Genomic DNA, 13441 nt, shown 5'->3' with positions numbered 1-13441 from the left:
TCGGTGGAGCTGCATGACAAAGTCATCGGGCATTATCTGAACATAAAACACTATCAATAAGTTGGAGTCATTACCCAAACTCGTAACATTATCCAGTTCGCTACCCATAGAGATATTCGTCACACGTTCAAGGATCACTTCGACAACAACCGGAACGCGATACTGCGCCATCAGAGCTTTGGCTTGTTCAAACGCCGGAGCAAGCTCTTCAGGTTTAAATACGCGAATGGCTTTACAGCCTAACCCCTCAGCCACTTTGACGTGATCGACACCGTAGCCGTTTACTTCGCTGGAGTTGATGTTTTCGAACGCCAGTTGCACGCAGTAATCCATATCAAACGCGCGCTGCGACTGGCGAATCAACCCCAGGTAGGCGTTGTTGACCAGCACATGGATGTAAGGAATGTTGAATTGCGCACCCACTGCCAGTTCTTCAATCAGGAATTGGAAGTCAAAATCCCCTGAAATCCCGACGACATTGCGCGAAGGATCAGCCACACAAACCCCTAATGCCGCCGGTAGCGTCCAGCCAAGAGGGCCAGCCTGACCGCAGTTGATCCAGTGACGGTCTTTAAATACATGCAGCATTTGCGCAGCGGCAATTTGCGATAACCCGATGGTGGTGACGTAGCAAACATCACGACCAAAGGCTTTATTCATCTCTTCATACACACGCTGCGGTTTAACCGGAACATTGTCGAAGTGGGTTTTACGCAGTAGCGTCCGCTTACGCTGCTGGCATTCATCAACCCAGCTATTCCGGCAAGGCAAACGTCCGGCTTTCTGCATCTCCTGAGCAACGTCAATCAGCAAAGTCAGCGCGGCTTTGGCGTCGGAAACGATACCTAAATCCGGGCAAAGAACGCGGCCAATTTGCGTCGGCTCAATATCGATATGAATGATTTTGCGCCCTTCAGTATATTTCGTGATGGAGCCGGTGTGTCGGTTAGCAAAGCGGTTACCAATACCGAACACCATATCGGAAGCCAGCAACGTGGCGTTTCCGTAACGATGCGCCGTTTGTAATCCCACCATTCCGGCCATTAACTCATGATCGTCCGGGATACATCCCCAGCCCATCAGCGTAGGAATTACCGGTACGTGGGTTAGTTCAGCAAAGCGTTGCAGCAGTTCGCAAGCATCCGCATTAATCACCCCACCTCCAGCTACGATGACCGGACGCTCAGACTGAATCAGCATTTCCAGCGCTTTCTCAATCTGTTTGCGGCTGGCAGCAGGTTTGTACACCGGTAGAGGCTCATACATTTCTGGATCGAATTCGATTTCTTCAACCTGAATATCAAAAGGTAAATCGATCAACACCGGGCCAGGACGACCAGAGCGCATAACATGGAATGCCTGCTGTAAAACCCGAGGAAGCAGCGCCGCTTCACGCACCGTTACCGCCATTTTGCTAACCGGTTTGGCAATAGACTCAATATCAACAGCCTGAAAATCTTCCTTATGCAGGCGGGCGCGAGGCGCCTGGCCTGTGATGCATAAAATAGGAATAGAATCGGCAGAAGCGGAATACAGCGCGGTGATCATGTCAGTACCTGCCGGGCCGGAAGTGCCAAGGCAGACACCAATGTTTCCTGCCGTTGCACGCGTATAGCCTTCCGCCATATGGGAAGCACCTTCAACGTGACGAGCAAGAATATGACGGATACCTCCGTGCTTACGCATCGCGGAGTAGAACGGGTTAATTGCCGCTCCAGGAACCCCAAATGCGGTGGTGATGCCTTCTTTTTCCAGCACATACATTGCCGCGTCAACGGCTCTCATTTTTGCCATTTTCTTTCTACCTCTATTTGTTGGAAAAATTTTCCAAATTTGAAAAGATCCAAAAAAGTCCCGCTCCTCTGAGCGGGCTGCGACTTACGCTACGGGTGCTTTTAAACCAAGCGCCGTACTGATATCTCGTGCAGTATCCCGTACCAGCTCCCCCTGACTGATAAAACGATCTTCCGTCAGTCTGGATGCGGGCCCCGAAATAGAGATGGCAGCGACGACACTGCCTGCATCGTCATAGATAGCAGAAGCGATGCAATTCAATCCAATAACATGCTCTTCGTGATCGACGATATAGCCATTCTCACGCGCCAATTCCAGATTGCGCAGCAGAGTCGGAAAGTCTACCAACGTGGTCGGCGTAAATTGCTGCAAACCCGTTTTCACGACGATGTCCATTAGCTCTTCTTCCATCAACGGATAAAGCAGTGCTTTTCCCGCACCAGAAGCATGTAGCGGCATACGACTGCCCAAAGGTGCGCACATTCTGACCATCGATTTGCACTCCTTCTGACCAATCAACACCGCTTCGGTGCCATTGCGAATCGCGACATTAACCGTTTCGCCCGACAGCAGCATTAATCGGTGCATAAACGGTCCGGCTACTGACAGAACATCGCGATTATGAATATACGCGGAGCCTACGTTGAATACGCCTAACCCGATGTGCCACCAGCCTAATTGGCTGTCCTGATAAACAAAATCAGCAGCCTGTAAAACCTTTAACAGGCGAAAAGTCGTGGAGAGCGGTAAATCCAGACTGCCGGAAATATCGCTCACTGACGAACTGCCTCCACTTCTTTCGAGATACTGCAAAATTGCAATGCCTCTCTCAAGCGCCTGAGCGCCCTTTTGCGCGACCGGCTCCGCCTGTCCTGGCCTGCCACGCCGTCTTACTTCCGTCACCACTGCATTTACTCCGGCCCAAAATATGAGCATAAACAATGAACAATATGCTCATATTAAGCAAGAAGGCCGATAGCGTCACGCAAAACAGAGTTCATGTGCCGGGATACTTTCAACATCGCAATTATCGCTACCACCGCGATCAACAGTCAGAAAATTAGTCACGGTTTGCCAGGCAAACAACGGGTGATGCCAGACGTTTCGGTGGTAATTCACACCCTGTTGACCATTGGTGATAAAAGCTTTTAAGGTGGAAAGATCGGGTTTGTCCTCGCCGAGCGCGACAATCACCACAAACGCTTCGCCATTCATAGGCATAAATGCCTGGGTGCCTAGCGGGTGGCGCTCCAGTTCATGCACAACAATCGGCATAGCCGCCGGTTGCGCGCGGTTAATACTGATGAGCGTACGATCCTGTTCAAGGACTTCCACATTAGCCAGGTCGTGATAACGCTCAACGAGCCCATCATTGATATGAAAAAAATCACGTTTATCAGTTTCTATGACATCGCCATAGGCGCTGAACGTGTGCTGGTTTAACGGTAATACCTCAAGTTTCATCATCATTTCCTTGTAACTGAATTCCGCTGAACCGCAGTCAGAACACGTGGCGGTTTCAATACCATGCAATCTAAAACCTTCGTGATTTAACATCAACACAAAAATTGGAAAATTTTTCCAAAACTAGATTTAGACCACAATTTAAACAAGGCCATTATGCAAAAATACTTATAAATCAGAGAACAAGAAATCAGGCTTGTAGAAGATCATTAAGGGAGTAGCTGACGATGTTTGACCCGGAAACACTGCGTACCTTTATCGGCGTCGCCGAAACGGGAAGTTTCTCCAGGGCGGCGGATCGCTTGTGTAAAACCACGGCCACCATCAGCTACCGCATTAAACTTCTGGAAGAAAATACCGGCGTCGCGTTGTTCTTTCGTACTACCCGAAGCGTGACGTTAACCGCCGCCGGTTCTCATCTCCTTTCTCAGGCAAAAGACTGGCTCGCCTGGCTGGACAGCATGCCCAGCGAGTTGCAACAGGTGAACGACGGCGTAGAGCGCCAGGTGAATATTGTGGTCAACAACCTGCTGTACAGCCCTGAAGCCGTCGCTCGCCTGTTATCCTGGCTTAACGCACGCTATCCCTTTACTCAGTTTCACTTTTCCCGGCAAATCTATATGGGCGTCTGGGATTCACTGCTATATGAAGGATTCTCTTTGGCCATCGGCGTCACGGGTACTGAACCAATGGCCAACACCTTTACCCTCGATCCTTTGGGGTCTGTTCAGTGGCGGTTTGTTATGTCGGCAAATCATCCATTGGCAGGCGTCAGTGGTCCATTAACGGAAGCGCAGTTGCGCCGTTTTCCGGCGATCAATATTGAAGACAGTGCGCGCACCCTGACTAAACGGGTCGCGTGGCGGCTTCCCGGTCAAAAAGAGATTATTGTCCCGGACATGGAAACCAAGATTGCGGCGCATCTTGCTGGGGTGGGTATCGGCTTTGTTCCGCAACCGCTGTGCCAGCCATTGCTTGATAACGGGCAACTGGTCAGTAGCATTATTCCTACCATGCGCCCCCCTCGCCCTTAAGTCTCGCCTGGCATAAGTTTGGCGCAGGTAAGGCTGTGGAAGATATTGTGACGTTATTTACGCAACGAAAACCAGAAATCGCCGGATTTTTAGCAATTTTCAACAATGCACGCGATTGAAAATCAAGTCATCCTGCTCTTTGGCGCGTAAAATGATACGCAAGATGATTTGAGGTTTCGTTTTTTACTATGCAAGACACACAAACAGCACAGGACTATCGCGCGATTCTGCTCGCCGGTACGCCTATTATCGATGTACGCGCCCCCGTCGAATTTCAACAAGGCGCGATGCCGGGCGCAGTCAATCTCCCCTTAATGAACGATGACGAACGCGCCGCCGTCGGTACCTGCTATAAACGTCAGGGGCCTGAGGCTGCGCTCGAATTGGGCCATCAACTGGTCTCGGGTGAAACCCGCCAACAGCGCATGAACGCCTGGCATAATGCTTGTCATCAGCACCCAAAAGGATATTTATGCTGCGCGCGCGGCGGTCAGCGTTCGCATATCGTGCAGCAATGGCTGCACGGGTCCGGCATTGACTACCCGCTGATACAAGGCGGCTACAAAGCTCTGCGCCAGGCAGTCATACGGCTAACGGAAGAATTGGTGCAAAAACCGATCGTCTTAATTGGCGGTTGTACCGGGAACGGTAAAACGCAACTGGTACAACAGCAGCCGAACGGCGTGGATCTCGAAGGACTGGCGCACCATCGCGGTTCCTCGTTTGGACGTACTGTGGAACCGCAGCTGAGCCAGGCGAGTTTTGAAAACCTGCTGGCGGTCGAAATGCTCAAAACGGACAGCCGACAGGATTTGCGCCAGTGGGTGCTGGAAGATGAAGGCCGGATGATCGGCGCTAACCATCTGCCCGAATGCCTGCGCGAGCGCATGACCGAGGCATCCATTGCGGTGGTGGACGATCCTTTTGAGCTGCGTCTGGAGCGTCTGCGCAAGGAGTATTTCGTGCGCATGCACCACGATTTTACCCAGGCTTATGGTGAGAGCCAGGGCTGGGAGGAATACAGTGAGTATCTGCACCACGGCCTGTTCGCTATTCGCCGTCGTCTGGGATTACAGCGTTTTGCCGAGCTGACCGCCCTGCTGGACGTGGCTCTGCGCGAACAGCAGTCGACGGGCAGTACCGACGCCCACATGGGATGGCTGGTGCCGTTGCTCAACGAGTATTACGATCCGATGTATCGCTATCAGCTGGAAAAGAAAGCCGCGAAAATCGTCTTTCGCGGCACCTGGCAGGACGTCGCCGAATGGCTTAACGCACAGTGATCAATGTCTGTCGCGCTTATCCGCGCGTTTTGCCAGCCAGTCGCCCAGCACCTGGACGACCTGCACCAGAATAATCAGCGCGACAACGGTGACGATCATGACCTGGGTTTCATAGCGGTAATAACCAAAGCGAATCGCCAGGTCACCTACCCCGCCGCCGCCGACAATCCCGGCCATCGCGGAGTAACCGATCAGGCTCACCAGCGTGATCGTCAGCCCACGCAGCAGTCCCGCGCTCGCCTCAGGTAACAGAACGGTGCAAATGATGCGCATCGGGCTGGCGCCAAAAGCTTCCGCCGCCTCAATAATTCCTTTATCCACTTCACGTAGCGCGCTATCAACCAGACGGGCATAGAAGGCGATTGCCGCTACTGAGAGCGGGACCGACGCCGCAATCGGGCCAATGGTATTCCCGAGCAAAAACTGGGTTAGCGGCAACAGCAGAACCAGCAGGATCACAAACGGCACCGAACGAATGATATTCACCAGCACGGAGCTGAGCAGATACACAAAACGGTTTTGCCAGAATAAATGCCGATCGGTGACGAAAATAAGAAAACCGAGCGGCAGTCCGCCAATAATTGCCAGCACCGTAGAGATGCTCAGCATCTGGAAAGTTTCATTAAACGCCAGCGTCAAATCCGGCAATAAATCATCCACGAATCACCTCCACCTGTGCAGTACGTTGACGAATATGTTCCACGGCGACATCCACCGCAGAAGGGTTATGCGGCGCGGTCAGTTGCACCACCAGAATCCCCAGCGCACGTTCACCGATATACTCAATTTTGCCGTGCAGAATGTTCACCGCCACGCCAAATTTAACCGCCACTTCTGACAACACCGGCTGTTCCGCCGAATCGCCGATGAACAGAATTTTTAGCAACTGGCCAGGCAGATGCTGGCGCAGACGCTCGGGCAGCGTCAAATTGAGGGTATGTGACACCAGCTGCTGTGTGAACGCATGCTGCGGGTGAGCAAAAACGTCAAACACCTCACCGGACTCCACCACCTTGCCGCCGGACATCACCGCCACGCGATCGCAAATCGATTTGATCACGTTCATCTCGTGAGTGATCAGCACGATCGTGATCCCCAACTGTTGGTTGATCTGCTTAAGCAGCGCCAGAATCGTGGCCGAGGTTTCGAGGTCCAGCGCCGAGGTAGGTTCATCACACAACAGCACATCCGGGTGATTGGCAATCGCGCGGGCAATACCCACACGCTGCTTTTGCCCACCGCTTAGCTGAACCGGAAAGCGGTTCGCCTTGTCTGACAGCCCCACCAGCGCCAGGATTTCTCTCACGCGCGGGCCAATTTTACTGCGCTCCCATCCGGCAGCCTTCAGGCTAAAGGCGACGTTTTGCGCCACGGTACGGGTATGCATCAGGTTAAAATGTTGAAAAATCATCCCGATACGCTGACGGGCTTTACGTAGATGCCCCCCTTCAAGCGCAGAAATTTCTACGCCGTTCACCTTCACGCTTCCCTGGCTCGGACGCGTTAAGGCGTTCAGGGTACGCAGCAGCGTACTTTTCCCCGCGCCGCTGGTCCCGACAATGCCAAATATCTCACCTGCGCCGATGCGCAAGCTGACGTCATCAACCGCCCGGGTTGATGGTCCACGGCCTGCGCTAAAATCCACGCAAACTTTCTCTATCTCAATCATAGCCACCTCAGAAATGCGAAAAGGGCAGTCGTCGCTGCCCCTGTTAACCATTGTGCGCAGCGATTATTGGGCTGCCGACATCCATTCCGGTTTCTGGAAGGCGCTGTAGATATTTTGCGGATCGTCGATCACCGCGCGATACGCCGGAGATTTCACCGCCTCAACAATATCTTTGGCGAACGGTTTATCCGCATCTTCAGTGCGTACCGCGATGATATTTTTTAGATTTTCATCCAGGTGTTCCTGCTTGATGGCGCTGGCGAGATCCATTTTTGCCGCCACGGCAAAGTTACCGTTGACCAGCGCACCGGTCACACCGTCCAGCGTACGCGGCAGCTGTGCCGCTTCCAGCGGTTTAAACACCAGCCCTTTCGGATTGCTGGCGATATCGCGCTCGGAGGCTTTAGTTGGATCAATATTGTCTTTGATGGTGATAAGGCCAATAGACTGCAGGAAACGCAGACCGCGAGCCAGGTTAGTGGGATCGTTGGAGAGCGTGATCACATCTCCTTTTTTCAACTCATCCAGGCTTTTGATTTTATGTGAGTAAAACCCCATCCCTGCCGTCGGGACCACAATCAGCTTGCTCAGCTTCAGGCCTTTATCTGCGGTGAATTTGTCAAAATAGAGCGAATGCTGGAACAGGTTAGCATCAATGCTGCCGTTGGAGAGCGCCATGTTTGGCTGCACGTAATCGCTGAATTCGCGCACCACTACCTTATAGCCTTTCTCTTTCAGCGTGGGGGCAATGGCCTGTTTCACCATATCACCGTATGGCCCAGGCGCGACGCCAAACACGATTGTGTGCGGGTCACTGTTCGCATGAGCAAACTGTAATCCACAGGCCAGTAACAGCGCCCCGGTCGCGACGCGTAAACTCTGACGCAATCCCATATTCTCTCCATTTTAACGTTGTGGTGTCATGTCTCACGCCGTTCTTGCGGCGTTGTTCTTGTTGGCCTGTTAACAGGCTGATTGTTAACATGACACAGATCACAACCTGCTGTCCTTGAAATTATTTCATGATGTTGCAGAGTATGTTTTTAAATGAAAGAAGGTATGAAAAAGCCGGATGTCGGCACAAGTGCCTTATCCGGCCTACAACAGCTTTCTTAGGCCCGATAAGCGCAAGCGCATCGGGCGGCAGGCGTCGATTAGAAGTCGTAACGCAGACGAACCAGGTTCATGTCACCCAGATTGTCGGTGCTGGAGGTAAAGACGTGTTCGTAGTCAACACGGAAACCGTAATCCAGCTGGAAGCTGATCCCCACGCCGTTGTCGGTACGCAGGTAGTTACGGCCATTCACGTACTCAATACGGTCGCCCATAAAGTAAGGCTGAACGGATTTCAGCGCATACTGACCCACCGGGAAGGTGTAACCGGCGAAGTATTCCAGACCCCAGGCGTCACCGGCAAAGTAGTCGTTAACAGAGACTTTTTTGGTGGTCATGAAGTTTTGATACCAACCGCCGCCCAGCGAGAAGGTCCAGTTGTCCGGTTTCCAGCTCAGCGCGGTACCGACGATGTTTTGATCGTAGGTTTTGCTGGTGTTGCCACGCATTTCCGCGCGAGTGTAGTTCCACGCCGTACCCCAGGTCAGGTCATCGGTAATGTGATAATCCACACCCAGCGAGCCGCCGCCTTTACGCTTGTAGCGCAGACCGTTGTTCGGGTTGTAATCATCACTGAACAGATAAGAGGCGTAGAGATCCACATCACCAACGGTATTCTTATACTTCAGAGATTTGCGCGTACGATAGGAACCATCATAGTCGCCATTAATACCGTTACCTGGCGCCTGACCGATCATGTCATAGTCCCAGATATCCGTTTTCGCACCGACTACATCATAGTAAATGCTGTTCTGTTGACCGAAGGTCAGCGTACCCCAGGTTGCACTCTTCAGACCGGTGTACAACATACGACGCGTGGTATCGTTGGCACCGTCAGCGTAGTGGTTATCCCAGTTGAACATCGCCGGGAAGTTAACGCCCAGCTCGTAGTAGCTCACCCAACTGATATCATCAAACAGATAGTAGTCAGCGGCGAAGCGGAAACGTGTACCGCCATCGAAGCCATTACGTTTGTAGCCATTCTTACCATCGTCACCGGCCATATTCTGGAACTGCGGACGAATACTGCCGCCGACGGTGAAGTTAAGACGGCTCAGCGGGTTGCCCGCCTGCGGATCTTGTTTCAGGACCGTGATTTCCGCCTGTGAAGCGAAAGTCGTTAATGCCACTGCTGCGCCGATCGATACCGCCAGCGCTGTTTTTTTTATAGTCATTATTTATACCTTGATAGATAGCCTGCCAATTATTCAGCACACAAATATTAACGTTTATTAATACTCTCGTGTTGTTGGGTTTTTATTGTTCTGTGCTGTTAAATATCAAGGAGTTATCATTTTGTGCTACATAGAAAAAAAGACGCACCGATTTAAAAACCGGTGCGTAATCATCACGAATATGAATTAACTACTGAACTGACGGAATAGCGCTTTACCTTTTAGCAGACGTGAACCGAGCCATCCGCCGCATAAAGAGAGCAGCAGTGCTCCACTAAATGGTAATACTACCCACAGTCGCCAGTCTGGTTCCCACGGGAAATCAAACACTCTGGTTTGCAGTACCGCCAGCGCCGTTTCTGCGCCGATGGCTGCCACCAGTCCGGCAACCATCCCGAGCATGGCGAACTCGCACCACAGCGTGGTACGCAGCAGCTTCTTACCCGCGCCCAGCGTGCGCCAGACCACCAACTCCTGATGACGCTGACGCATCCCGACCTGGACCTGCGCCAATAGCAGCAGCATGCCACAGGCGGTGACCAGTACCACCATCACCTCCAGTGCACGGCTCACCTGATCCAGCACCTGGCTCACCTGTTTGAGGATGGCGCCAATATCCAGCAGGCTGATGGTCGGGAATTCGCGGTTAAGCTGCGTTAGCATGCCGTTGCCGTTCTCCCAGCGAAAGCTGGTTAACCAGCTTTGCGGCTGAGCATCCAGCGCGCCGGAGGGGAAGATAAAGAAGAAGTTGGGCCGCAGGCTTTCCCAGTCCACTTTGCGCAGACTGCTGACCGTGGCGCTGAAATCCTGGGTGTCGCCCATAAAGGTCACTCGATCGCCGAGTTTGACGTTCAGCCGTTTCGCTAACCCCTCTTCCATCGACACTTCGCCCGCTTTTGGCGGCCAGCTTCCGGCGGTTATCGGGTTATGATCCGGTCGGGTATCCTGCCAGGTAAGATTAAGCTCGCGGTTCAGCGCCTCATCCTGATTGCCTTCGGTCGGCTTCTCATTGATCGCCGTCAGACGCGCCCGCACAATCGGATAGAACGATTCCGGGATCACCTGATGCTCGGACAGGAAAGCCTTCAGCGGAACCAACTGCTCGGTGGCAATGTTGATCAGAAAATAGTTCGGACTTTCCGGCGGCATTTGCTGCTGCCAGCGGTCGAGCAGATCGCCGCGCAGCACCAGTAACAACGCCAGCAGCATAAAGGAAAGCGAAAATGCCGATAGCTGGCTGAGCGTTGACCACGGCTGGCGTAACAGTCGACTGACCGCCAAACGCAGCGGCAGTGAGGAGAGCGTCAGACCACGCAGCACGTTGAGCAGCATCCAGCCGAGCACCCCGCACAACAGCGCCAGTACCACCGCACCAGCCATTACCGCCCACAGCAGTGGACTTCCGCCCATCAGTCCAGCAAGCAGTGCAATCACGACTATCACGACCACCGGCAAATAAAACTTCAGGGGCCAGACGTTTGCCACCACGTCACGGCGTAGCACCCGCAGCGGCTGCGTTGCCAGCAGCAGGCGGTAAGGGCGTAACCCCACCAATAGCGAAATCACCGTCATGGTGCCTAGTGCCCATAGCCACGGCCAGGGGCTGGCAGGCGGTAGTTCTCCGGGCAGAACCGGCTTGAGCAGCAGCACCAGCACGCGCTCAAATAACAGCCCGAATAGTCCGCCGGTCACGCCAGACAGCGCCAGCACCATCAACCATTGACCAACAATCAGCCTGCGCAACTGCGCTCTGCCCGCGCCGAGGGTTTTCAGAATAGCCACCAGATCGTAACGGCTGCGGCAATAATGGCTCATCGCCACGGCAACCGCGGCGACTGCCAGCAACAGCGTTAACAGCGCCGAAAGCAGCAAGAACTGTTGCGAACGCTCAAGTGATTTCCCCAGCGCCCCTTGATCCTGCTCCAGCCCATACCAGCGCTGTTCAGGCTTTAACTGTGGCAGCAGCCACTTTTCATAGGCTTCCAGTTGCGACGGCGTCCCGCCAAATTTATAGCGCCAGGTCACGCGACTTCCCGGCTGGACCGCCGCCGTTTTTTCGACATCCGCCATGTTCATCATCAGACGCGGTGCTATCTGGAACGGATTAAAACCAGAGTCCGGCTCCTGCACCACCTCCCCGGCAATACGCAGCGTGGCATCGCCAACGTCGATGGAATCACCGACTTTTAAGTTGAGTAGCGCCATCAGACGTGGGGCCAGCAGCACCGAGCCCGGCTGCGGTTTCAGTCCCGGCGGGTTAGTTTGCAGCGTGCCGTACATCGGATACACATCATCCACCGCTTTAACGTTCGCCAGTTGCGGCGTATCGCGGGCAAAAGTCATGGTAGCAAAGGTCAGCTGTTCTCCCACCTTCAGACCACGCTGTCGCGCCTCGTCAATCCACGCTTTCGGCACGGTACGCGAACTTTGTAGCGACCGATCGCCCGCCATAAACTCACGGCTTTGCTGGCTCAGCCCTTTTTCCATACGATCGCTGATATTGCCCAGCGCCAGCACACAAGCTACCGCCAGGCTCAGCGCCAGCCAGACAATCAGTAATGAAGGCGAGCGCCATTCGCGCCAGAACCAGCGTGCAATCATGCCTCCTCCTGCAACTGTCCGTTCACCAGGCGTAAACGCCGATCGCAACGCGCCGCCAGCTGCGGGTCATGGGTCACCAGAATCAGGGTGGTACCGTGTTCCCGGTTCAGAGAAAACAGCAGGTCGGCGATTTTGTCTCCGGTCTGACGGTCCAGATTGCCCGTTGGTTCATCGGCAAACAGCACGTCAGGGCGACCGTTAAAGGCCCGCGCCAACGCCACGCGCTGCTGCTCCCCGCCGGAAAGCTGGGCCGGAAGATGATCAAGACGTTTTCCCAACCCCAGTTGCTCCAGCAGCGTTTTTGCCCCGTCACGACTTTTTCCGCTGTTTTCGCCGCGCAACAGCGCGGGCAATTCGACGTTTTCCAGCGCGTTGAGGGTCGGAATTAACATGAATGACTGGAAGACAAAACCCACGTGCCACGCCCGCAGCTGCGCCCGGGCTTCTTCGTCCATGGTGTGCAGCGCCTGCCCCACCAGGCTGACTTCACCGCTGGTGCCATCGTCCAGCCCGGCAAGGATCGCCAGCAGCGTGGATTTCCCCGATCCCGACTCGCCAATCAACGCAATGGTCTCGGCGCGTTTGACAACCAGTTCAACTCCGGTAAGGATGGATAGCTCATGATCACCCTGACCGACGGATTTCTTAAGATGATGAACTTCAACAATGTTTTCCGCTGGCATTGGCCTTTCCTGTTCCTGGTCCTGTTAACTTTCCGCGCCGCCGCTGCGGACACGTTATTAATTCTGGGTGACAGCCTGAGCGCCGGATACCGTATGTCCGCCAGCGCCGCGTGGCCTGCGCTACTTAATGATAAATGGCAAACCAAAACGCCGGTGGTGAATGCCAGTATTAGCGGCGACACCTCGCAGCAAGGTCTGGCCCGTCTGCCTGCATTGCTCAAGCAGCACCAGCCGCGCTGGGTGCTGGTCGAACTTGGCGGCAACGACGGCCTGCGCGGCTTTGCGCCTGCGCAAACCGAACAAACCCTGCGAACAATTTTGCAGGACGTGAAAGCGGCAAATGCCGAACCACTGCTGATGCAAATTCGTCTGCCGGCAAACTACGGTCGCCGTTATAATGAAACCTTTAGCGCGATTTATCCAAAGCTCGCCAAAGAGTTTGATGTTCCTCTGCTGCCATTTTTCATGGAAGAGGTTTATCTGAAACCCCAGTGGATGCAGGATGATGGTATTCATCCTAACCGTGATGCCCAGCCGTTTATCGCCGACTGGATGGCGCAACATCTCACACCTTTTCTATCCTAAATAATTCGAGTTGTATGAAGGCGGCAAGTGAGAGAGTTCC

General features: G+C 53.7%; 11 protein-coding genes and 2 pseudogenes. 4 read left to right on the top strand and 9 right to left on the bottom strand.

Annotation, left to right across the window (positions count from 1 at the left end):
• The first annotated feature begins 3 nt into the window (after positions 1–3).
• Positions 4–60 carry an IS1 family transposase gene (locus tag OGX92_RS23425; protein WP_003032489.1) on the top strand — a complete coding sequence of 19 codons (57 nt, stop codon included), beginning with the start codon at positions 4–6 and terminating at the stop codon, positions 58–60.
• Positions 61–84: 24 nt separating this feature from the next.
• Here the strand turns inward: OGX92_RS23425 and gcl are convergent.
• The 3 genes and pseudogenes from gcl to allA form a co-directional block, all read right to left on the bottom strand.
• Positions 85–1794 (bottom strand): annotated as a pseudogene (gene gcl / locus OGX92_RS03165) (glyoxylate carboligase); the annotation flags it as partial.
• A gap of 84 nt (positions 1795–1878) precedes the next feature.
• On the bottom strand, positions 1879–2697 hold the full coding sequence (allR, locus tag OGX92_RS03160) for an HTH-type transcriptional repressor AllR (protein WP_032934542.1): 819 nt from the start codon (positions 2695–2697) through the stop codon (positions 1879–1881).
• Between the two features lie 78 nt (positions 2698–2775).
• Positions 2776–3258: an ureidoglycolate lyase gene (allA, locus tag OGX92_RS03155; protein ID WP_048226465.1), complete on the bottom strand. Its 483-nt coding sequence runs from the start codon at positions 3256–3258 to the stop codon at positions 2776–2778.
• A 227-nt stretch (positions 3259–3485) separates the two neighbouring features.
• Here allA and allS point away from each other — a divergent pair.
• Positions 3486–4411 (top strand): annotated as a pseudogene (gene allS, locus OGX92_RS03150) (HTH-type transcriptional activator AllS).
• 69 nt (positions 4412–4480) lie between these two features.
• Positions 4481–5575, top strand: a complete 1095-nt coding sequence (gene mnmH / locus OGX92_RS03145; RefSeq protein ID WP_286586232.1) for a tRNA 2-selenouridine(34) synthase MnmH — start codon at positions 4481–4483, stop codon at positions 5573–5575.
• Here mnmH and OGX92_RS03140 read toward each other — a convergent pair whose 3' ends face one another.
• From OGX92_RS03140 to ybbA, 6 genes are all read right to left on the bottom strand, one after another.
• The gene (locus tag OGX92_RS03140) at positions 5576–6235 is read right to left on the bottom strand and encodes a methionine ABC transporter permease (RefSeq protein ID WP_003831085.1); all 660 of its coding nucleotides are present in this window, start codon (positions 6233–6235) and stop codon (positions 5576–5578) included. It lies immediately after the preceding gene.
• The gene (gene sfbB / locus OGX92_RS03135) at positions 6228–7244 is read right to left on the bottom strand and encodes a virulence-associated ABC transporter ATP-binding protein SfbB (RefSeq protein ID WP_200920705.1); all 1017 of its coding nucleotides are present in this window, start codon (positions 7242–7244) and stop codon (positions 6228–6230) included. The genes OGX92_RS03140 and sfbB overlap by 8 nt, the downstream gene beginning before the upstream one ends.
• Before the next feature lie 63 nt (positions 7245–7307).
• Entirely contained in the window at positions 7308–8138 is an 831-nt protein-coding gene (locus tag OGX92_RS03130) for a MetQ/NlpA family ABC transporter substrate-binding protein (protein WP_063941337.1), read from the bottom strand.
• A 260-nt stretch (positions 8139–8398) separates the two neighbouring features.
• The gene (locus OGX92_RS03125; RefSeq protein WP_123268429.1) at positions 8399–9532 is read right to left on the bottom strand and encodes a porin; all 1134 of its coding nucleotides are present in this window, start codon (positions 9530–9532) and stop codon (positions 8399–8401) included.
• Between the two features lie 186 nt (positions 9533–9718).
• A complete protein-coding gene (ybbP, locus tag OGX92_RS03120) occupies positions 9719–12133 on the bottom strand; it encodes a putative ABC transporter permease subunit YbbP (RefSeq protein ID WP_286586231.1) in 2415 nt (804 codons plus the stop codon).
• Positions 12130–12816: a putative ABC transporter ATP-binding protein YbbA gene (gene ybbA, locus OGX92_RS03115; RefSeq protein WP_286586230.1), complete on the bottom strand. Its 687-nt coding sequence runs from the start codon at positions 12814–12816 to the stop codon at positions 12130–12132. The genes ybbP and ybbA overlap by 4 nt, the downstream gene beginning before the upstream one ends.
• Here ybbA and tesA point away from each other — a divergent pair.
• Entirely contained in the window at positions 12787–13401 is a 615-nt protein-coding gene (gene tesA / locus OGX92_RS03110) for a multifunctional acyl-CoA thioesterase I/protease I/lysophospholipase L1 (protein ID WP_032934351.1), read from the top strand. The two genes, ybbA and tesA, sit on opposite strands and share 30 nt — an antisense overlap.
• Positions 13402–13441 lie beyond the last annotated feature (40 nt).

This window comes from Citrobacter sp. Cpo089 (genome assembly GCF_030332695.1).
Taxonomy (GTDB): Bacteria; Pseudomonadota; Gammaproteobacteria; order Enterobacterales; family Enterobacteriaceae; genus Citrobacter; species Citrobacter portucalensis.
This window is presented reverse-complemented; position numbering and strand designations above follow the sequence as displayed.